Raw genomic sequence first — 24,781 nt, 5'->3', positions numbered from 1 at the left:
AACAAAGCCGCAGGTCGCCGTTTTTCAGGCGTCTATTGTTTTTATTGCTTCCTGCTCAGGTCGATGACCCTTCCCGCTCGGCCAGTCGGATCGCTGCTGGGCGTTCGCTGCAGCGTTGCAGCCATGATCTGATCGCCGGATCGTCGGGGGTGAAATCCGGGAACCATAGAAATGGGCTGCTGCAGAGCAGATCGGCGGCGGAGTAATCATTGCCCAGAAGATAAGGCTGATCGCGCAGAGCCTCTGACAGGCGCGCGGTCATTGTGGCGTAGTCGCGCAGGCTGGCGCTGATTGCCGGATGGTCGATCTGCGCCCAATGCAGGATCATCACCGGCTCCATCACGCCTTGGTAATAGAACAGCCATGACAGATATTCACCCCGTCCCGGCGCGCCGTGGACGGGGCCAAGGCCCGCGGCAGGATAGCTGTCGGTCAGGTGCAGAATGATCGCGCCGCGTTCGCGGATATGTTGATCGCCATCGACCAGATAGGGCACTTTCTTTTCGGGATGCGGGTTGCGCGGGTCAGGGCCGCCTGATCCGTCCTGCCGGGGGATCGTCACTTCGACGATGTCGACATCTGCGCCGAGTTCGTCGATCAAAGTGACGATGGAGGATGAACGGGACTGGGGAGAATGATAAAGAATGGGCATAGGGACCTCGGGTTATGTTAGAGCTTTGGTGTAACCTGACCCTCCTGACAGAAAGCGGCAGTAACTTATGGCCCGGACCGACCGTTTGATGCGATTGATGGATACGCTGCGCCGCTTGCCTGCGCCTGTCACCGCGCAAAGGCTGGCGGATGAGACGGGGATTTCACTGCGCCAGCTATACCGCGATATTGCCACCTTGCGTGCGGGTGGCGCGCTCATCGACGGTGCGGCGGGGGTGGGTTATGTGCTGACCGAAGACCCCGCCTTGCCACCGCAAAGCTTTTCCCGGCTGGAGATCGAGGCGCTGATGCTCGCCATGGGGGGATTGGCCGAATTCGGCGATCAGGATCTGATCCGCGCGGGGCAGGATGCGCTGGCCCGGATCATCGCGACCTTGCCCGATCCGCAGGCGCGGCAAGCGTCGCATTGCGTGATGCGCAGCTGGCGCAAACCGGCCGCAAGGCCGCCGGTCAAGGTGGATCTGGACCGTTTGCGCCACGCCTGTTGGGAAGAACGCAGTCTTGCGATCCGTTACCGTGACCTGAGCGAGCAGGTGACCGCGCGTGAGATCTGGCCCCTCGGGCTGTCCTATAGTGACAACACGTTGATGTTGCTGGCCTATTGTTTGCTGCGGCAGGATTTCAGGATGTTTCATGTGCATCGCATCATCGCAGCCAGTGAAAACGGCGGCAGTTTCCGGCCAAGGCGGGTCGCGCTGCTGAATGTTTATCGCCGGACCGCCGCGCGCGAGATGAGTTCCGCCAATCCACCGCCTGCCTGTGGCTGAGCCTTCGGGCTAATGGCAGGCGTTGCTGGCTTGATCGTCAAACGACATCACTGTCGGACAATGAAATCAGCAGCTTTTGCCATGTTGGAACAAAATCAAGCGGGCGGCGTTGCCTGTTGTGATTGGTCAATCCTTGTAATTTCGGATAGGTCTGTCAGCAAATAAGTAAAAATGTCGCGGGGGCGAGACGTGAAAACATACCTGTGGATGACGACAGCCCTTATTTTCGGGGCAGGTGTGGTTTCAGCGCAAGAGGTACGGTTGGTTTCCGAAACCGCGAATGAATCCCTCGATAACGCGTCACTCTTGCGCGCTTTGGATGATACCGCCGCCCCGCAGGATTACATCGCTGCCGCACGCGCGGATTATCGCCGATTGCTGACCGCGCTTTATGCGGAAGGATATTACAGCGGGGCGATTTCGATCACCGTGGATGGGGTCGAGGCTGCGAATATCGCGCCGCTTGGTGCGCCACGGGCGATCAATGAAATTGTGATTACCGTCGATGCGGGCCCGCAGTTTACCTTTGGTTCGGTCAGCATCGCGCCTTTGCCGGATCAGACGGAATTGCCGGCCAATCTGGCCCCCACCGAACCGGCCCTATCGGGGCAGATCAGATCCGCCGCCAGCTCCGGCGTGAATGCCTGGCGTGATCTCGGTTATCCGCTTGCCAATGTGGGCGATCAGCAGATCGTCGCGCGCCATGGCGACCGGCAGCTTGATGTGACCATCGGGATCGCACCCGGACCGCAGTTGCGGTTTGGTGAACTGGACGTATCAGGCAACGAAAGGGTCCGCCCCGAACGCGTGCGTGAAATCGCCGGTCTGCCGGTGGGCGACATTTATTCCCCCGATGCCGTGAATGACGCCGAAAGCCGCCTGCGCCGCACCGGCACCTTCAACAGTGCCGCCTTGCGCATCGCGGAAGAGCCGGGGCCGGACGACACGATCCCGGTCAGCGCCCAAGTCGACGAAGCTGCACTGCGCCGGATCGGCTTTGGCATCGAGCTGTCGTCGGTTGAGGGTTTGGCTGTCTCTACTTTCTGGCTGCACCGCAACCTGTTGGGTGGCGCGGAACGGCTGCGCGTCGATGCCAGCGTTTCGGGTATCAACGGCGAAACCGGCGGCACGGATTATTCGCTGCGCGGCAATTTCACCCGGCCTGCCACATTTGGCGCGGATACTGATTTCTACATCGAGACAGAGGTGTCGCGCGAAGATGAACCAACGTTCCTGATCGATAAATTCGAGATTGAAACCGGTCTGATCCGCTATCTGACCGATGATCTGACGGTGCAGGGCGGGATCGGCCTGCTGACCGCACGCGAAGAGACAGAACTGGGCGAACGCGACTACACCTTGGTCATACTTCCGCTGCGCGCCACGTTTGACCGCCGCAACAATGCGACTGACGCCACAGCGGGGTATTATCTTGACGGGCGGTTGACCCCATTCGCCAGCATTGATGGCGATCTGAACGGCGCGCGGTTTTTCGGTGATGCCCGCGCCTATCGCAGCTTTGGCGAAGAGGAAGGGCTGACATTGGCCGCGCGTGGGATGGTCGGCAGCCTTGTCGGGGCGGATATCATCGATGCACCAGCCGATTTCCTGTATTTTTCCGGTGGCGGCGGCACCGTGCGCGGGCAACCATATCAATCGCTCGGCGTGGAGACGATGCAGGGCATGGATGTGATCACCACAGGTGGCACGTCCTTCATCGGTGCGCAGATGGAAGCGCGCTATGCGATCCGCGATAACCTGTCGCTCGTCGGGTTTTATGACGTGGGCTATATCGGCGAAACCGCCGTGCCTGGTGAAGAGGGTGAATGGCATGCAGGTGCCGGGATCGGGGCGCGCTATGATACCGGGATCGGGCCGATCCGTCTGGATATCGGCACACCCGTCAGCGGTGATGAGGTCGGCGAAAGCGTGCAGGTTTACATCGGAATAGGACAAGCGTTTTGAGATTCATTTGGCTGATCACCCTGATTTTCCTGCCTGCTGTCGCGATGGCGCAATCCGAGGATGCAGATCGCGGCTATCTGACAAATCTGATCGAAAGCAATCTGTCCGGCGATGACCGCACCGTCACCATCACGGGTTTTGAGGGCGCATTGAGTTCCGAGGCGCGGATTGCCCAGATGACCATCGCCGATGCCGAAGGTGTCTGGCTGACGCTGGAAGATGTCGTGCTGCAATGGAACCGCACGGCCTTGCTGCGCGGCGCAATCAATGTTCAGCAATTGCGCGCAGGCCGGATCATCGTGGATCGCGCGCCAATCGCAGATGAAAGTGGACCATCGCCCGAAGCACAGCCTTTTGCATTGCCGGAATTGCCGGTCAGCGTGACGCTGGGCGTGCTGCAGATCGACCAGATCGAGCTTGCCGAATCTTTCCTTGGGGAACCTGTCGTCGTCAGCCTGTCCGGATCGGCGGCCTTGGCAGGCGGTGAAGGGCAGGCCGATGTATTGGCGACCCGTCTGGATGGCAAAGAGGGTATTTTCCAGATCGACGGCAGCTATTCCAATGTGTCCAATGTGTTGGCCATCTTGCTGAACCTTGAAGAAGGGCCTGATGGCATCGCCGCACGTCTGCTGGATTTGCCGGATCGCCCTTCGGTGCAACTGACCGTGGAAGGCGATGCGCCGCTGGATGATTTTTCGGCGACACTTGCCTTGGCCACCGATGGGCAGGACCGGCTGAGCGGTCGCTTTGGTGTGGCAAATGCTGATGGTCAACAACAGGTGCGGCTGGATGTAGGGGGCGATATCTCGGCGCTTTTCGCCGAAGAATATCAGGAATTTTTTGGCACTGACGCACAATTGGAGATGGCTTTGAACCGCTCGGATGACGGCAGGATCGATATCCCACGCCTCGCGCTGCTGGCGGGTCGCGTCAGTCTGGACGGCCGGGTGCAGATCGCGCCGCAAGGCTGGCCGGAAGTCATTCGGATTACAGGGGGCATTGCAGCCCAAGGCGATGAACCGGTTTTGCTGCCTTTGTCAGGCCCTCGCACTTTTGTTGACGATGTGACGCTGGCTGTGAATTACGATGCGAGCATATCCGACGATTGGGATATGGATATCACCGTGAACGGACTGACCCGGCCCGGCCTTGTCATTGATCGTCTTGGGCTGCGCGGTGGCGGTCTTTTGCGATCGGGCGAAGGCGCTGCTGCGGGCCGGTTCACCGCCGATCTGGATTATGGTGCCGAAGGCCTGCAACTGGATGACACCGGCGCGGCAGAGGCTTTCGGCGATGGCGTCACCGGCACATTGTCGTTGGAACGGATCGAGGGCAATCCGACCGAAATTTCCAACCTTACCCTGACAGGTGCAGGCGTCGATCTGCAAGGCGATGCGTTGATCGCAGGCCCTTCGGCTGGCTTTCAGACCGATGCCAATGTCGCTGTGCAGGTCGCGGGTTTGCAGCGGTTTTCCACGCTTGTCGGGCAAGACCTTGGCGGTGATGCCTCTTTTGATATCACGGCCGATCTGACGCCGCTGGATGGGTTGTTCAATGTCATGCTGGATGGTGTCACGACAGACCTGCGTGTTGGGATCGCAGAAGCCGACGCCGTTCTGGCGGGCGAAGGCACCTTGGCCGCGAATCTGGTGCGCGACACCGCAGGCACGCGGCTGGAAAGATTTGCCGTCACGACCGATGCCGCTGACGTCACTGCAGGCGTCAGCCTGACCAGTACCGGGTCCGAGGCCGATATTACCGCATCCCTGCGCGATCTCGGGTTGGTTCTGCCGGACATCGAAGGGCCCGTCGCGACCACGGGCCGCGTAACAATGTCGGATACCGGGCAGATCAGCTTTGATCTGTCCGGCACAGCCCCCGCCGCCAGTTATCAGACCAATGGTACAATCGTGCCAGCGCCAGAAGGTGGGCAGGTGATCAACGTCGATCTGGCCGCGGATGTCACAGACCTGTCGCGCTATGCAGGTGTCGCGGGACGCCCCCTTGCCGGGGCTGCGGCGCTGAACATTGATGGCGTTGCATCAAGCGATGGCGCGCGATTCACACTGGACGTCTCAGCCGAGACGCAGGATCTTGTGACAGGTCTTGACCCGCTTGATCCGTTGCTGGCTGGCGCGGGCGAACTCGCGGTTGCGATGGAACGCACGGGCGAGACGAGCCTGCGCTTGTCCGATTTGTCGATGCAGACGCCAACGCTTGATCTGCGTGGCAGTGCCGATCTGCAACTGGAGGGGCCGAATACGGCGGATCTTGCGCTGCGCATCCCCGATGCCAGCGTGATCGACGGATCGTTGAGCGGCCCCTTGGCGCTGACGCTGAATGCCAGCCCGACACCAACAGGCGAGACCGGCACCGTTTTGCAGATCACCGGGCCGGGGACCGATCTGCGGCTGGACGCCACGGTCGCTGGCGCTGATGCCGATTACGCCGTCACCGGCGATCTTGCCGCGCAGGTCGCCAATCTGTCGGCCTATGCGGGCGTGATCGGCCAACCTCTGCGCGGCAGTATTGACCTGACCGCTTCCGGCAATCTGCTGCCGGACCTCAGCGCCTTTGATGCAAGGGTCAACCTGCGCAGTGAAGATCTGGGGATCGGCAATCCGACCGCTGATGCTTTGCTGGCCGGGACAGGACGGATCAATGCGGATATCGGTCAGACCGATGGCGTGCTGGCCGTGCGGACGCTGGAAATCTCTACCCCGCAACTTTCGGTCGTGGGGGCGTTGAACGGGAATGCCGGGATAGGGCAGGGGCGGTTCAATGCCAGTCTGCGCGATATCGGTCTGTTGACCGATCAGATCAGCGGTCCGGTGCGCGCGACAGGTTCGGCATCCCTTGATGATGGGGGCAATTGGGGGATTGATGCCACCGGCACCGGGCCTGGCGGGCTGACAGCGCAAGTGCGCGGCGATGTCGCGCAATCCGGGCAGCTGGATCTGGCGATCAACGGATCAGCGCCGTTGGGGCTGGCCAATGCGGTCCTTGAACCGCGCCGGTTGAGCGGGACCGCCAATTTTGACCTGCTGGCGCAAGGTGACCCTGGGCTCGATGGACTCAGCGGACAGGTGACCTTTGCCAATGGACGGCTGGCCGATCCCGGTCTGGCGCAGGCGCTGAGCGGGATCACAGGGTCGGTCGGGCTGTCCAACGGCACCGCCCAGATCAATCTGCAATCCAGTGTCGAAGCAGGCGGGGCGATATCGATCAATGGCCCCATCGGTCTCAGCGGGGTCAATACCGCCGATGTGACGGTGCAGCTGACCGATGTGGTGCTACAAGATCCGGAGCTTTATCGCACGACCATTGGCGGCACCGTCAGCCTGCAAGGCCCGCTGCAAGGCGGCGCGCGGATCAATGGGCAACTGGCGCTTGGCCAGACCGATGTGCAGGTGCCATCCTCCAGCATCAGCCCGTTGGGATCATTGCCTGATGTCGTGCATCTGCAACCGGAGCCTGATGTGCGGCAGACCTTGCTGCGTGCCGGTCTTTTGCCCAGCGGGGCAGAGGTTGACGGCGGCGGCGGCGGTGGGGCGGCTTTTCCGCTCAACATCGTGATTGATGCGCCGTCGCGGATCTTTATCCGCGGGCGTGGGCTGGATGCCGAACTGGGCGGGCAACTGACCATTGGCGGCACCAGCGACAATGTGATCCCGGTCGGGCGGTTCGAGTTGTTGCGCGGGCGTATCGATATTCTCAGCCAGCGCTTTGATCTGACCGAAGGTAGCGCATCGCTGCAAGGCGATTTTGAACCCTACATCAGACTTGTCGCCAGCACCGAAAGCGCCGGTGGCACGCAGATCAATATCATCGTCGAAGGTCCCGCCAGCGAACCCGAGGTGACGTTCCAATCGGTGCCGGACCTGCCGCAGGATGAGGTGCTGTCGCAGCTGATCTTTGGCCGCGATCTGCAAAGCATCTCGCCTTTGCAGGCGGTGCAGCTTGCGTCCGCCATCAGCACCTTGGCCGGTCGCGGCGGTGGCGGGGTGATGGATCAACTGCGCGAAAACCTTGGTCTGGATGACTTTGACGTCACGACCGATGAAGATGGCAATGCCGCCGTGCGCGCTGGCAGATATCTGTCCGAGAATGTCTATACTGATGTGACGGTCAGCAGTTCTGGCAACACCGAGATCAACCTCAATCTGGATGTCACTGATGAAATCGTCGCCAGAGGCGGGGTCGATCAGGATGGCGGCACCAGCGTCGGCGTGTTTTTCGAGCGTGATTATTAAGCCAGTCTGCGCCAATGCCGGGGTGACAGTGCGGTGATGAACAGCCCCTGTCCGGTGCTTGCACTGGTCAGGCCATGTCCGAGCGATTAGATATCGGTGGATACATGATTGGACAGCCGATGAATGACGAACTCGCCCTGATTAACCGCGACAAGCTGCCGGATGCTTTGCAGGTCCTGCTGGCGGAATATCCGCGTGCCGGCTGGGAACAGGACCCCGGCTTTGACGGGCTGATTCGGTTCTGGCTGGACCGGCATCTGATGTTCCGGCGCTTGATGAAGGAAATGTCTGGTGCCACCGATCTGCTGTTGGACCGCAAGATGGCGCCGGATCAGTTTGCAGGCACCCTTTCGCGCTATGGCGGGATGTTTGTGAATGGTTTGCACGAACATCACACGATCGAGGATAGCTATTATTTCCCCAAGCTGATGCACAAGGATAAGCGCATCAGCAAAGGCTTCGACATTCTGGATGCCGATCACCATGCTTTGGATGAATTTCTGGCCGCTTTCGTGACCAGCGCCAATGGCGTGCTGCAAGTATCGGGCGACCGGACGAAACTGCAGGATGCAGGCGGAGCGTTTCAGACCGAGCTGACGCGGTTGGAAAAACTTCTCAACCGTCATCTGGTGGATGAGGAAGAACTGATCGTGCCGGTGATTCTGCGTTATGGCAGCAAGGAGCTTGGCTGATCAGCGCAGCCGGAATACTGCGTTTTGACCGGAACCCTGATCGACGGTGAAGCGGATCAGGTCATTATCAATCTCGACCAATTGGCAATTATAGGGGATCGGGTCACCGCCCCAATTGAGTTCACGGCAGAAATACCCGTCTTGCCAGGCCCATGTGCCGGTCACACCCCAGCCCAAGGCGCTGCCTGTAACCTCCCCGTCACCCAGCACCTGCAATGTGATCGGGTAGAAGCGGTGGCGCAATTCGCGGCTGTCGACCAATTGCATGAATTCCGCCTGATCCGAGACCGGGGCGAAATCAGCGTAAGCGGCCCCGGTCGTCAGTGACAGGCCGAGAGAGAGAACCAGTGTTTTCATCGTAACCTTCCTTGCGCGTTGGTATTTATACGCGCGAGGGGCGGTTTGGTTCATTCTGCGGGCGGCAGTGGGTGGTCGGGGGCAGGAGCCTCCGGCGGGGATATTTAATTCTCTGAAGATGATGTAAGTGTTCTAAAGACCCAGCACATCCATCATGTCGTAAGCCCCCGGCGCTTTGTCCTGCCCCCAAAGGGCGGCTTTCAGCGCGCCGCGCGCGAAAATGGCGCGGTCGGTGGCCAGATGGCGTAGCACGATCCGTTCACCGGCGGCGGCAAAGATCACATCATGTTCGCCGACGATATCGCCGCCCCGGATCGCGCTGAAGCCGATATCGCCCGGTTTGCGCGCGCCGGTCATGCCGTCGCGGCCCGAATCGCGGACATCGGACAGGCTCACGCCGCGCCCGGCGGCAGCGGCCTCGCCCAGCATCAGCGCGGTGCCTGATGGCGCGTCGACTTTCTGGTTGTGATGCGCCTCGACGATTTCGATATCGTAATCGGCATCAAGCGCCTCGGCGACTTTCTGCGTCAGTTTGACCAGCAGATTGACCCCCAGCGACATATTCCCCGCCCGCACAATCACGGCGTGATGGGCGGCGCGGTCGATGGCCTTGATATCATCGTCAGACAGGCCGGTGGTGCCGATCACATGCACGGCGCGGGCTTGGGCGGCGAGGGCGGCGAATTCCACCGTCGCGGCGGGGGCGGTGAAATCGATCACGGCCTGCGCGCGCGCGAAAGCGACCAGCGCATCATCGGTGACCGCCACGCCGACAGGCTGGCCGCCCATGGCGCTGCCGATATCCTGCCCGACCCATGCGTGACCTTGCCGTTCCAGCACGCCGGTCAGGTGGCATTTGTCCGATGCCAGCACGGCGCGGATCAGCATTTGCCCCATGCGGCCAGAGCCGCCTGTGATCACGATTCCCGGTGTATCTGTCATATCTGCCCCTTCTCTTTGCCCTGTCTTAGCTTTGCCGGGCGCGGGACGCAAAGCCTTGCTTGGCTTTGTGGGCGAGAGTGATTAAATGAGCCCCATGGCAAAGAATACACAAAGAGACGGAAAAGCCCCGACGCAGCGGATGCTGCGGGTGGGCGAGATGATCCGGCGGACCCTGTCCGAAATCCTGCAAAGGGGCGAGGTCCACGACCCTGATCTTGCGCGCATGTCGATCACCGTGGGTGAGGTGCGGATGTCACCCGATCTGCGGATCGCGACGGCCTTTATCCTGCCCTTGGGCGGTGAGGGCAAGGAAGAGGCGTTAAATGCCTTGCGCCGCAATCGCCACGAGGTCCGGCATCTGGTGGTCAAGGGCGGCACGATGAAATTCGCGCCCGAATTGCGGTTCCAGCTGGATGGCACCTTTGATCAGATGGATGCGACCCGCGCTTTGTTGGCGGAGGATCACGTCAAACAGGATCTGGACGAGTGACACGGGCGTTCTGGTTGCTGTTGATCTTATGGGCCGCGCCTGCGCAGGCGGTCGAGTGCGACAACGTCTCTTTTCAGGATAAAAGCTATACCACCTGCAGCGTTGAACCCGCGGCAGAGGATCTGCGCCTGTTCTACATGGATCAGGGTCAGGTGCTGGGCAGTTTCGGTGCCATCGCAGGTTTGCCCGGTGTCACCGCCCTGCCATTCGCAATGAATGCGGGCATGTATCACCCGAACCGCGCCCCTGTTGGGCATTATGTCGAAAACGGGGTGGAGGCGATGCGCGTTATCCCCAATGCAGGCCCCGGCAATTTCGGCCTGCTGCCCAATGGTGTCTTCTGTATCAATGACGACAGCGCACAGGTGTATGAAACCCTGCGCTATGTGGATGAAGCGCCGGTCTGCCGCGATGCGACGCAATCTGGCCCGATGCTGGTGATAGACGGTGCGCTGCATCCGCGTTTCCTGCCTGACAGCACATCGCGGTTTTTGCGGAACGGCGTGGGAACCACGGCGGCAGGTGACCGCGCGGTTTTTGCCATCTCGAATGAGGCGGTCAGTTTTTACGAATTCGCCAGCTTCTTTCGTGACTACCTGCAATTGCCAAATGCGCTTTATTTCGATGGCAAGGTATCGCGGCTGCATGCCCCCGCGCTTGGCCGGTCGGATTTCGGGTTTCAGCTTGGTCCGATGGTCGGTGTCGTCGAATAGGCCAGCAAGGCGATCCGTTCCACATCGGCGCTGCAATCCAGCGCTTTGATTGCGTCAGGGCTGAACCAACCGACATCAGACACATCATCCGCTGCGACAGGCGTGCCGCTGACATAATCGCAGAGCACCACCGCCAGCAGGAAATGGAATTCCAGCATCCCCGCCGCATCATGCTGGATGATATCGAGATTGGTCAGATAGCCCTGCGCGAGCCCTTGCACGCCGGTTTCCTCGGCCAATTCGCGCAGGGCGGCGGCCAGCGCCGTCTCACCCGCCTCCACATGCCCGCCCGGAAAGCCCCAGCGCCCCGCGTCTGGCGGATTCCTGCGCCGCACCAGCAGCACTTGACCTGCGTGGCGCAAGACGGCGATGGCCGCCAATCTGGGGAAAGTCCGGGTCATGGCGGCAGATTAGAGCCTGCATCGGACAAGGGAAAGCGGCATTGCCTCTTGGCGCTGGGCGTGATTGCACACATATAGAGACGAAATCCCGATCAAGGAGCACTGCCATGCTGGAACTGAACGCGAAACCGCAACCGCCTGTCGATATCATCAAGGACGGCACCGATGCCAGTTTCCCGGCTGATGTGATCCAAGCCTCGCAGGAAGTCCCCGTCATCGTTGATTTCTGGGCGCCTTGGTGCGGCCCTTGCAAGACGCTCGGCCCCGCAATCGAGGCTGCGGTGACCAAGGCCGGTGGCCGGGTCAAGCTGGTCAAGATCGATGTGGACGCCAACCCCGGCTATGCCGGGCAATTGCGGGTGCAGTCGATCCCGACCGTCTATGCGTTTTATCAAGGCCGCCCGGTGGATGGGTTCCAGGGCGCACTGCCACCGTCCGAAATCAATGCCTTTGTCGAAAAGATCGCCAATCTTGCCGGCGCGCCCGAAGATGACGGGCTGACCGAGGCGCTGGATGCTGCTGACCAGATGCTGACCGAAGGGGCCGCTGCTGACGCTGCCGAAACCTTCGCCGCGATCCTGCAAGAAGACCCTGCCAATGTCCGTGCCTATGCCGGTCTGGTCCGGTCCTATCTGGCCTTGAATGATATCGATCAGGCCGAGGCGATCCTGAACGGCGCACCTGCCGAAATCTCGACCGATCCGGCGCTGGAAGCGTTGCATGCCCAGATCACCCTGCTGCGTGAGGCGGCCAATGCCGGGCCTGTCGGCGAATTGCAGGCGCAGGTCGATGCCGATCCAGCGAACCATCAGGCGCGGTTCGATCTGGCCGTGGCTTTGCATGCCAATGGCGAGGTAGAGCAGGCGGTGAATGAATTGCTGGAACTTTTCCGCCGTGACCGGGAATGGAACGACGGGGCCGCCAAGACCCAATTGTTCAAGATATTCGATGCCCGCGATGCCAAGGACCCGATTGTCCTGACCGGGCGGCGCAAACTGTCGTCGATCATATTTGCCTGATCACAACAGCGGGCTAGTTTCAGCTTATGATTTCAACAACTGATCTGCCAGACACCATCCCGGTGTTTCCCCTGCCCGGCGCGCTGCTTTTGCCGCGTTCGCGCTTGCCGCTGCATCTGTTCGAGCCGCGCTATCTGGCGATGCTGGATGATGTGCTGAAAACCTCATCGCGGCTCATCGGGATGGTGCAGCCTTATGATGCCCCCGGTGCGGCAGGCAAGCTGCACAGTATCGGCTGCGCGGGTAAGCTGACCGCCTTTTCGGAAACCGAGGACGGACGCTATATGATCACCCTGTCAGGTGCGTCCCGGTTCCGGATTGTCGAGGAAGTGGAAGGGTTTACCCCTTACCGCCGCTGCAAAGTCAACTGGCAGGGGTTTTCCCGCGATCTGGGGCCGGTGGAAAAGGACGAAAGCTTTGACCGCGACAGTTTCATGAAAGCGCTGAACCGGTTTTTGTCAGACCGTGGCCTGGCCACCGATTGGGACAGTCTGAAAGAGGCAGAAGACGAATTGTTGATCAATTCCCTGTCCATGCTCTGCCCTTTCACCCCCGAAGACAAACAGGCCCTGCTGGAGGCACCGTCGCTGTCCACAAGGCGCGAAACCCTGCTGACGCTGATGGAATATTCCCTGCGTGGCGGCGATGGTGAAGGTATGATGCAATGAGCAGCGCAGAATTCGACCCCAAGATGCTGGAGGCTTTGGTCTGCCCGATGACCCATGCCACCCTGCGCTATGATGCCGAAAAGCAGGAGCTTGTCAGCGAGAACGCGCATCTTGCATTTCCGATCAGGAATGGCATTCCGGTGATGCTGATGGATGAGGCGCGCAAGATCGAATAGCGCCCGTTCGGGTTGAAGTAAATTTGACCTAGTTCCTTGATAATAAACATAAAATAAGCAAATTGCCAATTGGCAACTTTTAGGGTCGACCGCTGTCCGGTATCCGTGGCGCCTCTGTCGGCGATCAGATGCAGCTTGCGCAAGGGCGCGTGAACGATCAGTTTGGCCGCGTTGCGCCCACCTCGTTTCATTCCGGAAAGTATCTCATGACCCAATTCGCCCTGACCGTCAGCTGTGACAGCGCCCGCGGTATTGTCGCAGCCATCGCCGGTTTTCTGGCTGACCACGGCTGTAACATCACGGACTCTTCGCAATTCGACGACACGCAGACTGGCAAATTCTTTATGCGGGTCAGCTTTACGAGCGAGACAGGTGCGACGCTGGATCAGATGTCAGCGGATTTTGCCGCAATCGGGGCGAAATTTGGGATGGACTTCGCCTTCCACGACGAAGCAGAGCGGATGAAGGTCATCATCATGGTGTCCCGTTTCGGGCATTGTCTGAACGACCTGCTTTATCGCTGGCGGATCGGGGCGTTGCCGATTGATATCGTCGCCGTGATCTCCAACCATATGGATTATCAGAAAGTCGTGGTGAACCACGATATCCCGTTCCACTGCATCCCGGTGACCAAGGAAAACAAACCGGACGCCGAGGCGCGCATCATGGATGTCGTCGACGCAACTGGCGCGGAACTGATCGTGCTGGCGCGTTATATGCAGGTGTTGTCAGACCGGATGTGTACGCAGATGTCGGGGAAGATCATCAATATCCACCATTCTTTCCTGCCCAGCTTCAAGGGCGCGAATCCCTATAAGCAAGCCTATGAACGCGGCGTGAAACTGATTGGCGCAACGTCGCATTATGTGACGGCTGATCTGGATGAAGGCCCGATCATCGAACAGGACATCGCCCGCGTGACCCATGCGCAATCGCCTGCTGATTACGTCAGCCTAGGCCGTGATGTGGAAAGTCAGGTGCTGGCGCGCGCGATCCATGCACATATCCACCGCCGGGTGATGCTGAACGGGAATAAGACGATTGTCTTTCCAGCCTCGCCCGGCTCTTACGCCTCTGAGCGGATGGGATAAGCCGGAAGGGTCTGCCCGACCTGATCATTCATCTCCCGGCTTTCTGCAACAGTCCTGCCAGTTAATCGCGCTTTGTGTCGCTTAAGGGTTGATTAACGAGGTAAAGCCAGACACCTTGGCCGCGTGTTTGCTTGTCATTATCGGGAAGCCACCGAGCCGGACCAATGCGCATGTCAAAACGAATTCAGCACCTTTGCGCCTGTGTCACCTTTGGGGCCTTTGCGGCGCCCTTGGCGATGGCGCAGACGGGTGACGCCTATGTGCTGAACACCTATGGGATGCCCGGCATCGCCACCATGCCATCAGCCGCTCCTTTGCCGGATGCCGAATTTGTCACCTCCATCGCGATTGATGACAATGAACGCAAATACACCCTGACTTTTCAGGTCACGCCGCGTCTGACAGCGGCTTTTCGCTATAGCCTGATCGATGAGTTCAGGGACCGTGGCCGCGGCACCGCGGACCGCAGCTTTGACGTTCAGTACCAATTGCTGGACGAGACAGGCATGCGCCCTGCCGTCGCCATTGGCCTGCGCGATTTCATCGGCACTGGGTTGTATAGCGGTGAATATGTCGTCGCATCAAAGCAGATCACACCGGATATCGTGGCCACTGCCGGGATCGGTTGGGGCGCGCTCGGGACCCGCAATGGTTTCGACAATCCCTTGGGCCAGATCGATGATCGTTTCAATCAGCGGTCCCGCGCGCAAAGTCTGGGCGGCGAGTTGACGACGACGCAATGGTTCCGTGGTGAGGCCGCGCTGTTCGCGGGGGCGACCTGGCAGGTGGATGACAGGCTGGCGCTGGCGGCGGAATATTCATCTGACGCGCGCGATCTCTCGGCGCGCGACAATCTGGGGGATGACACGTCCGGATTGAATTTCGGAATCAGCTATGCCGTGCAGCCCGATATTACCCTGGGTCTGCAATATCTGCAAGGTGACACGGTTGCAGCCTCTGCCCATTTTGCTTTGAATCCACGTCGTCCGGCAGCGGGGGGTGATCTGTCCTCTGCGGCGATCCCCTTTGCCCCGCGCGATGGAAGCGCCCAACGCTGGGCCGGGCCGATGATACAGGATGCGATCCCCGAATCTGCCCGGACTGCGGCGCTGGCGGCAGGTCTTGCAGCCGAAGGTATCGTTTTGCAAGCGATCGCCATGTCGTCGGATTCTGTGCTGGTGCAGATCAGAAACGACAAGTTCAATATACAGGCGCAGGCAATCGGGCGCACCGCGCGGTTGCTGAGCCTGACCATGCCCGCCAGTATTGCGCAATTCGACATTGAACTGACCGAAAACAGTGTGCCGCTGTCCCGCGTGACCTTGCAACGCGCCGATCTGGAGCGGTTGGAGTATCAGCCCAATGTGATCAGCGACAGCCTTGCGGCAAGCGTGATCGGCCCGGCAGAGCCACCGGACGCACTTGTTTCACTGGCCCAGCCCCGGCTGGTCTGGGGGATCGGGCCTTATGTCGCCTTGTCGTTCTTTGATCCCGATGACCCTCTACGCGCCGATCTGGGGCTGGAGGCGACGGCAAGCTATTTCTTGACACCCAGCCTGTCGGTGTCCGGTGCGTTGCGCGGCAAGATCATCGGCAACCGTGATCAATCGACGCGGGAATCGGATTCTGTGTTGCCGCGGGTCCGGTCCGAACAGCCGCTTTATGACCGTGACGGCACCTATGGTGTGGAACGGCTGACCGTGGATCATTTCGGCAAGATTGGTCCCGATCTCTATACACGGACATCATTTGGCTATCTGGAAACGATGTTTGCCGGGCTGTCCGGTGAAATCCTGTGGAAACCGGTCGAGAGCCGCCTTGCGCTCGGGGCAGAGCTGAATGCCGTGATGCAGCGCGACACAGATAAATTGTTCGGTTTTGACGATTACGATTATGGCGTCACCACTGGCCATCTGTCCGCTTATTATGCCTTGGAAAACGGATTTGATTTTCAGGTCGATGTCGGTCGTTATCTTGCGGGGGATTGGGGCACCACAATCAGCCTTGACCGGCGTTTCGGGAACGGTTGGGTGGTCGGTGGCTATGCGACATTCACCGATGTCTCGTTCGAGGATTTCGGCGAAGGATCGTTCGACAAGGGGATCCGGCTGACGGTGCCCTTGTCATGGGGGCTGGGTACACCGACCCGCGACGCGGCCAACATCAACCTGCAACCGTTGCAGCGCGACGGCGGCGCGCGGCTGAATGTGAATAACCGGCTCTATCCGGCGGTCCGCGATGCGCATGCGCCGGAGCTGAGCGATCAATGGGGGCGTTTCTGGCGATGACCCGATACCCGTTTCGCCCGCATCTCCTGTTGACGTTCTGCGGCCTGAGCCTCGCGCTGACTGCCTGTGGGAACCGCGATACCAAGCCGGTTGACCAAGTGGTGCGCGCGCTTTTCTCGCAACTGACGGCCGAACCGCCAGCCGATATGGATGCCGTCAGATCACAATTGACACCGGAGATGGTGGCGGCCTTGCCAGAGGCCTATACGCTGTTCAATGTGCCAAAACTGAACGCTGGCGCGACAATGACTGTTTTCGCAGTGACTGGGAACAGGGTCGACTGGCGCGGCGATGACGGCGTCAGCATTGTCATGCTGAATGACATCGTGATCGCAACACGTGGCCTTGGCGCTGATCTTTTTCTGGCTGATGCCGCTGAGGTGCGCGCCGCAGTGGCGGACAGATCCGGAACGGTGACCCGCCGGCATAGCTGGCTGGACGGTGAAAACCGTGAAGTCACCGTGCAATATGATTGCATGATTTCGGTCGCTGGGGTCGAAACCGTCGACCTGATTTCACGGAGCGTCGCCGCCGAGCGAATTTCCGAGACATGCTACGCCGCGCCCGCAGATATGCTCGCCTTTACAAACGATTACTGGATCGGCGTGAACGATGGTCTGTTGTGGCAGTCAAATCAATGGATCAGCGAAAATATCGGCTACGTGTTAGTGCAACACCTCAAGCGCTGAAATTGCACTATACTTGTGTTTTCCTTGACATTGCGGGCCGGAATCAGACATTGTAAATCTGACGAATTCTTTTTTGGAGAAATGAAATGATGAACAAATTGATGACCGCAGTGTTTTGTGCTGCCTTGGTCGCAGCACCAGTTTCCGTGTCCGCGCAAGCAGCGGGTGCAGCAGCGGGTGGCGCGGGTAGTGGCGCCGGTGCTGGTGTAGGCGGATTTGGCGCGGGTGCTGGTGCGGGTGCTGCTGGCGCAGGTGCCGCAGCTGCTGGCGCAGGTGTAGCGGGTGCCGCTGCTGTTGGCGGCCTTGCCGCTGCTGCAATCGCCGCTGGTATCAGCGTTGCATTGGTCGCTGCTGTCGCCACGAATGAGAGCAACGCGACCTCCGGAACCAACTGATACCGGCAAGATTTGCAAAGGGCGCCTGTGTTATGTGACACGGCGTGCTTTTCATAATCTGGTCATGCGGTCAGTATAAATGCTATTTGATAAAGGGCTGCATTCAATCATGCGGCCCTTATATTTTTGTTACATGCTGTCAGTATTGGTAACGGTAATCGTGAAAGAGGCGCCGCCATGCATATCTCATGGTTGTATGTCGCAGGCCTACGATTGAGCACTTTTTAAGTGTGCTGGTTTCGTTTTCAGTTGTGCCAGCGGTGTTGCTGTCTTACCGATGAAATTATGGGTATCACGGGTGATTTTTCTGGTCCTCCCCTAATGCGGCAACTTCAGAGCGTTCATGATCTTCATCACAGCCTTGATCGTGACGACCGTAGCGGGAATGTTTATCGTCCGGTTGCGTCCTTTGCTGTTTCTCCCAAATGCTGTCGCCCGAAATGACCTCCGCGCCCGACAAGCCTCTCATATTGGCGAGCCGCTGCGGCTTGGCGGGATCGCAGTCTTTATCGGGCTTGGCATTGGGGTGATGTTTGCGCCTTTGGGCGGTGATCGCGGCCTGATCCTTCTGATCCTTTTGTCGGTCATGCCAGTCCTGCTGGCAGGTTTTGCCGAGGATATGGGCTATCGGATCTCGCCCACGCGGCGTCTGATCGCGGCGGTGGTTTCGGCTTTGGTCGCTGTGGTCTTGCTGAACCTCTGGGTGCCGCGTGCTGATCTGCCGGTGATCGACTGGATCATGTCATCGCCGATCATCGCGATTGCGCTGACGATCTTGCTGTCCGGCGGATTCTGCCATGCAGTCAATCTGATTGACGGGACCAACGGCTTTGCAGCGGTCAATATGATCATGTCAGCCACGGGGCTTGCATTGATTGCCAAATTCTCTGGTGAGACAGCAATTGCCACATTCGCATGGCTGATTGTGGCCTGTCTGGCGGGGTTTTTGGTGCTCAACTGGCCGGTCGCGTCTTTGTTTCTTGGCGATGGCGGGGCCTATGGCATCGGCCATGTGGTCATTTGGGTGGCCATCGTTCTTGTCGCGCGGGTCGACGATCTGGCTGTGCCCGCGCTGCTGTTGATCCTGTTCTGGCCGCTGGCGGATGTGTTTCACACCATCGTCCGGCGCCTTATCGGACGTCAGCCAGCGTTTCAGCCAGACCGCATGCATTTGCATCACAAGGTGCGTCGCGGGCTTGATCTGGCATTCTTCGGATATAATGCGCGATCAAAATCCAATCCCCGGACGATTGTCGTGCTTGCGCCTTTCATGGCTGTCCCCGTGATTGCAGGCGTTGTTCTGTCGAGCCAGCCGCATTTTGCCTGGGGTGCGCTTGCGGTCTGCTTGTGCGCCTTTGCCCTTGCACACAGGATGGCATCCAAACTGGCGCGGCGATATCGCAAGGATAATCGTCATTTTGCTCATTTAAAGTGATGCACAACCAGGGTTCACAAGGTAAACACACGCGTGTGTTGGGTTAGTCACGAAGTAATATCGGCCGGTGTATGCGGTCAAAACCGTCGGGCAACGGCATGATAAACGACAATCTGGGAGAGTCACACATGACAAGCAGCGCCGTCAACATATCGGGCAACCAGGATGTCTTGTCAAAGTTGCGTCTGATCTGTGGGATGGTTCTGTTTTCCGCCTTTGCGGCTTGTTCCGATGGCTATGTTGAATTTCCGACCGACGAGAGTGCGCAGCAATCCTTGGGTGAGAATGTCGAAGTCATCGTGCTGACCGCCCAGAATATCGCGAATTTTGCCAGCCCTGCGCGTGGCTTTAGCGCCACCAATCTGCCTGGCGGCGGTGGCTGGTCCTATGCGGTCGGCCCGGGTGATATCCTGTCGGTCATCGTGTTTGATCATCCAGAACTGACCTTGCCGGCAGGCCCCCAGCGCAGTGCTGCGGAAAGCGGGTTTCAGGTCGCCAGCGATGGCACGATCACCTATCCCTATGTCGGCAGCATTCGTGCCTCTGGCCGGACCGCAGGCCAGATCCGCGAAGATTTGTCGACCCGACTGGCTGATTTCATCCCCAACCCACAGGTCGAGGTGCGCATTGCCGCCTATAATTCGCAATCAGTCGTGGTGTCCGGTGCCGTCGAGATGCCGAACCGGCAGCCGCTCACCTCGGTCAGTTTAAGCTTGATCGAAGCGGTCAATGCCGCGGGCGGGTTCAGCGATACCGCCGATCAACGTATCGTCAGCATCCAGCGCGGCGGTCGGGTTTTTACCGTCGATATGCGGGGCTTTCTGGAAGGTGGCTTGGCCCAGAATAATCCGGTGCTGCGCAATGGTGATATCGTCAATGTGCCGCGTCGTCGTGCCGAAGAAGCCTACCTTCTGGGTGAGGTCGCGCGCCCGGATGTCGTCGACCTGTCGCTTGAGCCGATCACATTGACCCAAGCCATCACCCGCAGTGGTGGCCTGCAACAGCCACGGGCCAATGCCCGCGGTGTGCTGGTGTTCCGTGCCGATGGCGATATCACGCGTGTCTTCCAGCTTGATACCTCGACGCCGGAAGGGTTGCTGCTTGGCACCCGGTTCGTGCTGGAACCCCGCGATATCGTTTATGTCATGCGGTCCTCGCTTCAGCGGTGGAACGACACAATCGTACGTCTGCTGCCATCCGTGCAGGCTGTGCGCAACGTTGACGATTTGGCAAATTAGGGCCAGCGGAATGGTATTTGACTCCATTCTCGTCGTCTGTGTCGGCAATATCTGCCGGTCACCATTGGGCGAACGTTTGCTGGCTGACAAGCTGGCCGCAGCTGGCCTTGATATTGCGGTATCATCGGCAGGTATCGCGGCCTTATCCGGTCATGCTGCTGACACAGACGCCACTTCAGTCGCCGCAGGGCATGGCGTATCCCTTGATGGCCATCTGGCGCGGCAGTTTTCCCATCAGATCGGGTCCGATCATGCGCTGATCCTGGTCATGGAGGCGGGGCATAAACGCAGTATCATCAAATCTGCACCCGATCTTTCGGGGCGGATCATGCTGTTTGATCAATGGACCGGCGCCAAAGGTATTGCCGATCCTTATCGACGCTCGATACCATTTCACGAAGAGGTGTTCACCTTGATCGACCATGCGGCAAATGCATGGGTAGACAAATTACAAAAATCGCCGCAGGCAAAAACAAAGACCGCCGGATAGATGTCCGACCGCTTGTTGCGCATTTTTAGTTTATCGCAGGAAAATTCCCCATCATGAACATGGCGCCCGATACCTCAGACGACGAAATCGATCTTGGTCAGTTGATCGGGACGCTGTGGCGCGGTCGTTGGCAGATTGGCATCGTCACGATCATTGGTCTGGCTATCGGCGCATTTACCGTCGCCAATACCTATCCGACCTATCAGGCCGATGCTTTGATGCAGTTAGAGGAACGATCCGGCGCTTTGGCCCTGCCCAGCAGCCTGTCCGATATGGTCGACAACGATCCCCGCAGCGTGACCGAAATCGAAATTCTGCGCTCGCGGATGGTTCTGGGCCGCGCCATTGCGGATCAGAACCTTGACTGGCGGGTGACCCCGGAAGAACTGCCTGTCATCGGCACGATGTTTGCCCGCTACCATTTTCCGGTGATCGAGGGGTTCGTTCCCGCCCGTTACACGCGTCCGGGTGACCATCTCGCCTTAGCCAATCTGGTGGTTGCTCCAGAGATGCTTAATCAGAACATTGACCTCGTCGTCACCGCCCCCGGCAGTTTTCAGCTGACCTTCCCTGACGAGACGCAGTTGGATGGCCGTGTCGGTGAGCCGATCAATCTGCCCGAGACTGGTTTTGCAATGACTGTTGCCGAACTTGACGCGCCAGCGGGGCGGCGGTTCGCCATCCAGCAGATCGATGAACGCCGCGCCATCAACGCGCTGCGCAGCCGGATGACCGTGTCCGAGGTCGGGCGCGCCTCCGGCATTCTGGAAGTGCGCCTGACAGGCATGGATCGCACAGAAAATGTTCGCGCGCTTAATGCGATTGTCAGCGCGTATCAGGCGCAGAACGTCTCTCGCTCGGCGGCCGAAGCGGAAAGCAGCCTGTCGTTCATTCGCGATCAGTTGCCGCAGGCCGAGGCGACGATGCGTGAAGCCGAAGCCGCTGTTAACGCCTTTCGGCAAGAACAGGTCACTGTTGATCTGACGCTTGAGACTCAGACGATCCTTGGCCAGGTCACACGGGTGGAAACCGAACTGGTTGATCTGCAACGCCGCGAGGATGAGATCGCGCAGCGCTTTACACCAGCGCATCCGACTTATCGCCAGCTGCTGGATGAACGCGCGCGGCTTGAAGCACGGTTGGAAGAACTGCGCGGCCAGATCGGGGAATTGCCCGAAACCCAGCGGCAAATCCTGAACCTTTCCCGCGAGGTTGAACTGGCGCAGGGCATTTACACCGAACTCTTGACCCGTGCGCAGGAAGTCGAAGTGTTGCGCGCCAGCAGCATCGGCAATGTCCGCGTGATCGATGACGCCAGCGGAAACCCGACCCCTGTTGCACCACGTAAATCCTTGTTGCTGGCGCTGGGGATGGTGCTGGGCGGCTTGGCTGGCACCGGGTTGGTCTTGGTGTCCAACTGGATGCGCAAAGGTGTGCAGGACCCGTCAGAACTGGAAAAGCTGGGGCTGCCGGTCTTTGCCACGATCAATTACAATAAAGTGGCCGATACCGCAGGCCGCCGCAAAGGTACGCTGCCTATTCTGGCTTATGAAAATGCTGCCGATCTGACGGTCGAGGCGTTGCGATCCCTGCGGACCAGTTTGCATTTTGGCATGCTTGATGCGGCGACACCTACCCTGACGGTGACATCGTCGCATCCTTATGCCGGGAAAAGCTTTCTCTCGGTGAACCTTGCCGCCGTCATGGCGCAAGCTGGTCAGAGGATCTGCGTGATTGATGCCGATTTGCGGCGCGGACAGATACGGCGCTACTTCGATCTGCCGCGCAATGGCCCGGGTCTGGCAGAGGCCTTGGCAGGCGATATATCGTTTCAGGACGCCATCCTGCAAAGCCCGCAAGACAATCTGTTCGTCCTGCCCACGGGCCGCTATCCGCCGAACCCGTCCGAGATGTTGATGCGGGCAGAATTGTCGCAATTGATCGCCTATTGTGCCGAAAATTTCGACCTGACGATCTTTGACGCGCCGCCGGTACTGGCGGTGACCGACCCTGTCATTCTGGCGCGCAGCACGGGTGCCGCAATCTTTGTCGCCCGCCATGACGAGACGCCGCTCGGCGAAGTGGATGCGGCGCAAAAGGCTTTTGCCGCTGCGGGCCTGAAGTTTTCCGGTGCCGTCCTGAACGGATTTGATCCGCGCAAGGCAAGCGGTCGCTACGGCTATGGCTACAGCTATCGCTATGATTACAAGCAGCGATCCTCATAGTCACTGGCGCGCGGATGCTGACCTTAGTCTTCGTGATCCGCGCGCCAGGTCCAGATCAGATGCCAGGCGAGGTACAAACCAGCCGCTGCAAAGATGAAGCCCCAGATCGTCTGACCCAGGCTCCATTCAACGCCTGCCCAGATCAGCGGTGCCGCCACCACCAGATAACGGCGCCAGGCCGGTCGGAAAAACGGATGGGCGGGGTCAATCAGGCGCATACCGGGGCTTTCTTTTTCGGTGGTCTTTACCGTCGCAGACATAGGTTCCCCTGACAAGAGGGGCCGCCCGCAGGAGGGTGGCCGTCGCCGCAAACGACCTCAGATGTCGGACAATGGGGTGCATCGTCTTGACGTCATGGATAAACTAGCATATTAGATGATTACACATCTAGTATATGCGAGAATACCATGCCCTTGCTGCCAGAAGACAGGCTTTTGCCAACCGAAGGACGCGCGCGCGATCTTGCGCAAGCCTTGTATCACGAGGTGCGGGGGCTACCGATCATCAGTCCGCATGGTCACACCGATCCACGGTGGTTTGCCGAAGATCAGCCTTTTCCTGACCCGGCCCAGCTGTTTGTCACGCCGGACCATTATATCTTCCGCATGCTGTGTTCGCAGGGTGTTGCTCTGACGGATCTGGGTGTCCCGCGGGTTGACGGCGGGCCGACGCAAACCGATGGCCGCAAGATCTGGTCGCTGTTTGCCGCGCATTACCACGTCTTTCGCGGCACGCCGTCACGCCTGTGGCTGGACCATGTGTTTCAGGACCTTTTCGCAATCGACAAAGTGCTGAGTGCTGCAACGGCCGACTGGTACTATGACCACATTTCGGACTGCCTGACGCGCCCGGAATTCCGCCCTCGCGCCTTGTTCGAGCGGTTCAATATCGAAGCGATTGCCACAACAGAAGCCGCCACTGACGATCTGCGCTGGCATCGCATGATCCGGGATAGCGGCTGGACAGGGCGGGTTGTGACTGCTTATCGCCCCGATGGTGTGATTGATCCCGAGATCGAAGGTTTTGCCGCCAATGTCGCGCTGATGGGTGAACAAACCGGCGAGGATACATCGCACTGGGCTGGCTATCTGAACGCGCACCGCGCGCGGCGGGCCTATTTCAAGACATTCGGTGCCACATCGACCGATCACGGTCATCCTTCAGCGCGCACCGAAGACCTGCCGCAGGCGGATGCCGCCGCCTTGTTTGCGAAAGCCCTGCGTGGCCTTTGCACAGCGGAAGAGGCGGATGCCTTTCGTGGTCATATGCTGACTGAAATGGCTCGGATGAGCCTTGAAGACGGGCTGGTCATGCAGATCCATCCCGGTGCCCGACGTAACCATGCAGATTGCGTCATGACAATGCATGGGCGTGACAAAGGGTTCGATATCCCCGGTCGCACCGATTATGTCGCTGCCTTGCGCCCGCTTCTCAACGCGGTCGGGATGCGAACTGACCTGACCGTGATCCTTTTCACGCTGGATGAAACGTCATACTCGCGCGAGCTTGCACCTTTGGCAGGGGCTTACCCTTGTCTGAAGCTTGGGCCGCCGTGGTGGTTTTTCGACAGCCCCGAAGGCATGCGCCGGTTTCGCGAAACAACGACCGAGACAGCGGGTTTCTACAACACTGTCGGCTTTAACGATGACACCCGCGCCTATCTGTCGATTCCCGCGCGCCATGACGTCGCCCGCCGGGTCGATTGCGCCTATCTCGCGACGCTGGTGACCTCCGGGTGTCTGGCTGAGGATGAAGCCCCTGAACTGGCGCATGATCTGGCTTACGGCCTTGCCAAGCGCGCCTACAAGCTCTGAC

23 protein-coding genes are annotated in these 24,781 nt (G+C 59.4%); 18 read left to right on the top strand and 5 right to left on the bottom strand.

The window, feature by feature from the left end; all coding sequences use genetic code 11:
* Positions 1 to 55 precede the first annotated feature (55 nt).
* Positions 56 to 652, bottom strand: coding sequence for a glutathione S-transferase family protein (locus tag VOY09_RS15955; RefSeq protein ID WP_322895278.1), 597 nt, complete (start codon positions 650 to 652; stop codon positions 56 to 58).
* Between the two features lie 67 nt (positions 653 to 719).
* Here VOY09_RS15955 and VOY09_RS15950 point away from each other — a divergent pair, with 67 nt between their 5' ends.
* The 4 genes from VOY09_RS15950 (at position 720) to VOY09_RS15935 (ending at position 8,349) form a co-directional block, all read left to right on the top strand.
* A complete protein-coding gene (locus VOY09_RS15950) occupies positions 720 to 1,439 on the top strand; it encodes a YafY family protein (protein WP_322895277.1) in 720 nt (239 codons plus the stop codon).
* A gap of 207 nt (positions 1,440 to 1,646) precedes the next feature.
* Positions 1,647 to 3,404 carry an autotransporter assembly complex family protein gene (locus tag VOY09_RS15945; RefSeq protein WP_322895276.1) on the top strand — a complete coding sequence of 586 codons (1,758 nt, stop codon included), beginning with the start codon at positions 1,647 to 1,649 and terminating at the stop codon, positions 3,402 to 3,404.
* Positions 3,401 to 7,657 carry a translocation/assembly module TamB domain-containing protein gene (locus VOY09_RS15940; protein WP_322895275.1) on the top strand — a complete coding sequence of 1,419 codons (4,257 nt, stop codon included), beginning with the start codon at positions 3,401 to 3,403 and terminating at the stop codon, positions 7,655 to 7,657. Before VOY09_RS15945 ends, VOY09_RS15940 begins: the two co-directional genes overlap by 4 nt.
* A gap of 74 nt (positions 7,658 to 7,731) precedes the next feature.
* The gene (locus VOY09_RS15935) at positions 7,732 to 8,349 is read left to right on the top strand and encodes a hemerythrin domain-containing protein (protein ID WP_322895274.1); all 618 of its coding nucleotides are present in this window, start codon (positions 7,732 to 7,734) and stop codon (positions 8,347 to 8,349) included.
* Here VOY09_RS15935 and VOY09_RS15930 read toward each other — a convergent pair whose 3' ends face one another.
* On the bottom strand, positions 8,350 to 8,706 hold the full coding sequence (locus VOY09_RS15930) for a dihydrodipicolinate reductase (RefSeq protein WP_322895273.1): 357 nt from the start codon (positions 8,704 to 8,706) through the stop codon (positions 8,350 to 8,352).
* Between the two features lie 132 nt (positions 8,707 to 8,838).
* Entirely contained in the window at positions 8,839 to 9,648 is an 810-nt protein-coding gene (gene dapB / locus VOY09_RS15925) for a 4-hydroxy-tetrahydrodipicolinate reductase (RefSeq protein ID WP_322895272.1), read from the bottom strand.
* A 94-nt stretch (positions 9,649 to 9,742) separates the two neighbouring features.
* On the opposite strand from dapB, the gene rbfA reads away from it, so the two are divergent.
* Together rbfA and VOY09_RS15915 are read left to right on the top strand one after the other, a co-directional pair.
* A complete protein-coding gene (gene rbfA / locus VOY09_RS15920; RefSeq protein WP_322895271.1) occupies positions 9,743 to 10,138 on the top strand; it encodes a 30S ribosome-binding factor RbfA in 396 nt (131 codons plus the stop codon).
* Positions 10,135 to 10,851, top strand: a complete 717-nt coding sequence (locus tag VOY09_RS15915) for a phosphodiester glycosidase family protein (RefSeq protein WP_322895270.1) — start codon at positions 10,135 to 10,137, stop codon at positions 10,849 to 10,851. The genes rbfA and VOY09_RS15915 overlap by 4 nt, the downstream gene beginning before the upstream one ends.
* Here VOY09_RS15915 and VOY09_RS15910 read toward each other — a convergent pair.
* A complete protein-coding gene (locus VOY09_RS15910) occupies positions 10,818 to 11,252 on the bottom strand; it encodes an NUDIX hydrolase (RefSeq protein ID WP_322895269.1) in 435 nt (144 codons plus the stop codon). The genes VOY09_RS15915 and VOY09_RS15910 overlap by 34 nt on opposite strands.
* A gap of 107 nt (positions 11,253 to 11,359) precedes the next feature.
* Between VOY09_RS15910 and VOY09_RS15905 the strand changes: the two genes are divergently transcribed.
* From VOY09_RS15905 to VOY09_RS15855, 11 genes are all read left to right on the top strand, one after another.
* A complete protein-coding gene (locus VOY09_RS15905; protein ID WP_322895268.1) occupies positions 11,360 to 12,271 on the top strand; it encodes a co-chaperone YbbN in 912 nt (303 codons plus the stop codon).
* A 26-nt stretch (positions 12,272 to 12,297) separates the two neighbouring features.
* Positions 12,298 to 12,939 carry an LON peptidase substrate-binding domain-containing protein gene (locus VOY09_RS15900; RefSeq protein ID WP_322895267.1) on the top strand — a complete coding sequence of 214 codons (642 nt, stop codon included), beginning with the start codon at positions 12,298 to 12,300 and terminating at the stop codon, positions 12,937 to 12,939.
* Positions 12,936 to 13,115, top strand: a complete 180-nt coding sequence (locus VOY09_RS15895) for a Trm112 family protein (RefSeq protein WP_322895266.1) — start codon at positions 12,936 to 12,938, stop codon at positions 13,113 to 13,115. The genes VOY09_RS15900 and VOY09_RS15895 overlap by 4 nt, the downstream gene beginning before the upstream one ends.
* A 206-nt stretch (positions 13,116 to 13,321) precedes the next feature.
* Positions 13,322 to 14,206: a formyltetrahydrofolate deformylase gene (purU, locus tag VOY09_RS15890; RefSeq protein ID WP_322895265.1), complete on the top strand. Its 885-nt coding sequence runs from the start codon at positions 13,322 to 13,324 to the stop codon at positions 14,204 to 14,206.
* 170 nt (positions 14,207 to 14,376) lie between these two features.
* Positions 14,377 to 16,494, top strand: coding sequence for a YjbH domain-containing protein (locus VOY09_RS15885; protein ID WP_322895264.1), 2,118 nt, complete (start codon positions 14,377 to 14,379; stop codon positions 16,492 to 16,494).
* Entirely contained in the window at positions 16,491 to 17,183 is a 693-nt protein-coding gene (locus tag VOY09_RS15880; protein ID WP_322895263.1) for a YjbF family lipoprotein, read from the top strand. The genes VOY09_RS15885 and VOY09_RS15880 overlap by 4 nt, the downstream gene beginning before the upstream one ends.
* 89 nt (positions 17,184 to 17,272) lie before the next feature.
* Positions 17,273 to 17,578 (top strand): hypothetical protein, encoded by a 306-nt coding sequence (locus VOY09_RS15875; RefSeq protein ID WP_322895262.1) that lies wholly within the window; start codon positions 17,273 to 17,275, stop codon positions 17,576 to 17,578.
* A 343-nt stretch (positions 17,579 to 17,921) separates the two neighbouring features.
* The gene (locus VOY09_RS15870; protein ID WP_322895261.1) at positions 17,922 to 19,013 is read left to right on the top strand and encodes a glycosyltransferase; all 1,092 of its coding nucleotides are present in this window, start codon (positions 17,922 to 17,924) and stop codon (positions 19,011 to 19,013) included.
* 170 nt (positions 19,014 to 19,183) lie between these two features.
* Positions 19,184 to 20,251, top strand: a complete 1,068-nt coding sequence (locus tag VOY09_RS15865; protein WP_322895260.1) for a polysaccharide biosynthesis/export family protein — start codon at positions 19,184 to 19,186, stop codon at positions 20,249 to 20,251.
* A 10-nt stretch (positions 20,252 to 20,261) separates the two neighbouring features.
* Positions 20,262 to 20,741, top strand: a complete 480-nt coding sequence (locus VOY09_RS15860) for a low molecular weight protein-tyrosine-phosphatase (RefSeq protein WP_322895259.1) — start codon at positions 20,262 to 20,264, stop codon at positions 20,739 to 20,741.
* Positions 20,742 to 20,794: 53 nt separating this feature from the next.
* Positions 20,795 to 22,966 carry a polysaccharide biosynthesis tyrosine autokinase gene (locus tag VOY09_RS15855; RefSeq protein ID WP_322895258.1) on the top strand — a complete coding sequence of 724 codons (2,172 nt, stop codon included), beginning with the start codon at positions 20,795 to 20,797 and terminating at the stop codon, positions 22,964 to 22,966.
* A 23-nt stretch (positions 22,967 to 22,989) separates the two neighbouring features.
* Here VOY09_RS15855 and VOY09_RS15850 read toward each other — a convergent pair whose 3' ends face one another.
* Positions 22,990 to 23,226: a hypothetical protein gene (locus tag VOY09_RS15850; protein WP_416236765.1), complete on the bottom strand. Its 237-nt coding sequence runs from the start codon at positions 23,224 to 23,226 to the stop codon at positions 22,990 to 22,992.
* 147 nt (positions 23,227 to 23,373) lie between these two features.
* On the opposite strand from VOY09_RS15850, the gene uxaC reads away from it, so the two are divergent.
* Positions 23,374 to 24,780, top strand: a complete 1,407-nt coding sequence (uxaC, locus tag VOY09_RS15845) for a glucuronate isomerase (RefSeq protein WP_322895257.1) — start codon at positions 23,374 to 23,376, stop codon at positions 24,778 to 24,780.
* Position 24,781 lies beyond the last annotated feature (1 nt).

Source organism: Yoonia sp. 67-2, from assembly GCF_035117555.1.
Classification (GTDB): Bacteria; Pseudomonadota; Alphaproteobacteria; order Rhodobacterales; family Rhodobacteraceae; genus Yoonia.
Note: the sequence above shows the minus strand (reverse complement) of the source record. Positions and strands in the feature narration are given on the sequence as shown.

Coding starts and splice junctions, on each gene's coding strand:
- VOY09_RS15955 (WP_322895278.1), bottom strand. CDS start 652: ATGCCCATTCTTTATCATTCTCCCCAGTCCCGTTCATCCTCCATCGTC.
- VOY09_RS15950 (WP_322895277.1), top strand. CDS start 720: ATGGCCCGGACCGACCGTTTGATGCGATTGATGGATACGCTGCGCCGC.
- VOY09_RS15945 (WP_322895276.1), top strand. CDS start 1,647: ATGACGACAGCCCTTATTTTCGGGGCAGGTGTGGTTTCAGCGCAAGAG.
- VOY09_RS15935 (WP_322895274.1), top strand. CDS start 7,732: ATGTCCGAGCGATTAGATATCGGTGGATACATGATTGGACAGCCGATG.
- VOY09_RS15930 (WP_322895273.1), bottom strand. CDS start 8,706: ATGAAAACACTGGTTCTCTCTCTCGGCCTGTCACTGACGACCGGGGCC.
- dapB (WP_322895272.1), bottom strand. CDS start 9,648: ATGACAGATACACCGGGAATCGTGATCACAGGCGGCTCTGGCCGCATG.
- rbfA (WP_322895271.1), top strand. CDS start 9,743: ATGGCAAAGAATACACAAAGAGACGGAAAAGCCCCGACGCAGCGGATG.
- VOY09_RS15910 (WP_322895269.1), bottom strand. CDS start 11,252: ATGACCCGGACTTTCCCCAGATTGGCGGCCATCGCCGTCTTGCGCCAC.
- VOY09_RS15905 (WP_322895268.1), top strand. CDS start 11,360: ATGCTGGAACTGAACGCGAAACCGCAACCGCCTGTCGATATCATCAAG.
- VOY09_RS15900 (WP_322895267.1), top strand. CDS start 12,298: ATGATTTCAACAACTGATCTGCCAGACACCATCCCGGTGTTTCCCCTG.
- VOY09_RS15895 (WP_322895266.1), top strand. CDS start 12,936: ATGAGCAGCGCAGAATTCGACCCCAAGATGCTGGAGGCTTTGGTCTGC.
- purU (WP_322895265.1), top strand. CDS start 13,322: ATGACCCAATTCGCCCTGACCGTCAGCTGTGACAGCGCCCGCGGTATT.
- VOY09_RS15885 (WP_322895264.1), top strand. CDS start 14,377: ATGTCAAAACGAATTCAGCACCTTTGCGCCTGTGTCACCTTTGGGGCC.
- VOY09_RS15880 (WP_322895263.1), top strand. CDS start 16,491: ATGACCCGATACCCGTTTCGCCCGCATCTCCTGTTGACGTTCTGCGGC.
- VOY09_RS15875 (WP_322895262.1), top strand. CDS start 17,273: ATGAACAAATTGATGACCGCAGTGTTTTGTGCTGCCTTGGTCGCAGCA.
- VOY09_RS15870 (WP_322895261.1), top strand. CDS start 17,922: ATGATCTTCATCACAGCCTTGATCGTGACGACCGTAGCGGGAATGTTT.
- VOY09_RS15860 (WP_322895259.1), top strand. CDS start 20,262: ATGGTATTTGACTCCATTCTCGTCGTCTGTGTCGGCAATATCTGCCGG.
- VOY09_RS15855 (WP_322895258.1), top strand. CDS start 20,795: ATGAACATGGCGCCCGATACCTCAGACGACGAAATCGATCTTGGTCAG.
- VOY09_RS15850 (WP_416236765.1), bottom strand. CDS start 23,226: ATGTCTGCGACGGTAAAGACCACCGAAAAAGAAAGCCCCGGTATGCGC.
- uxaC (WP_322895257.1), top strand. CDS start 23,374: ATGCCCTTGCTGCCAGAAGACAGGCTTTTGCCAACCGAAGGACGCGCG.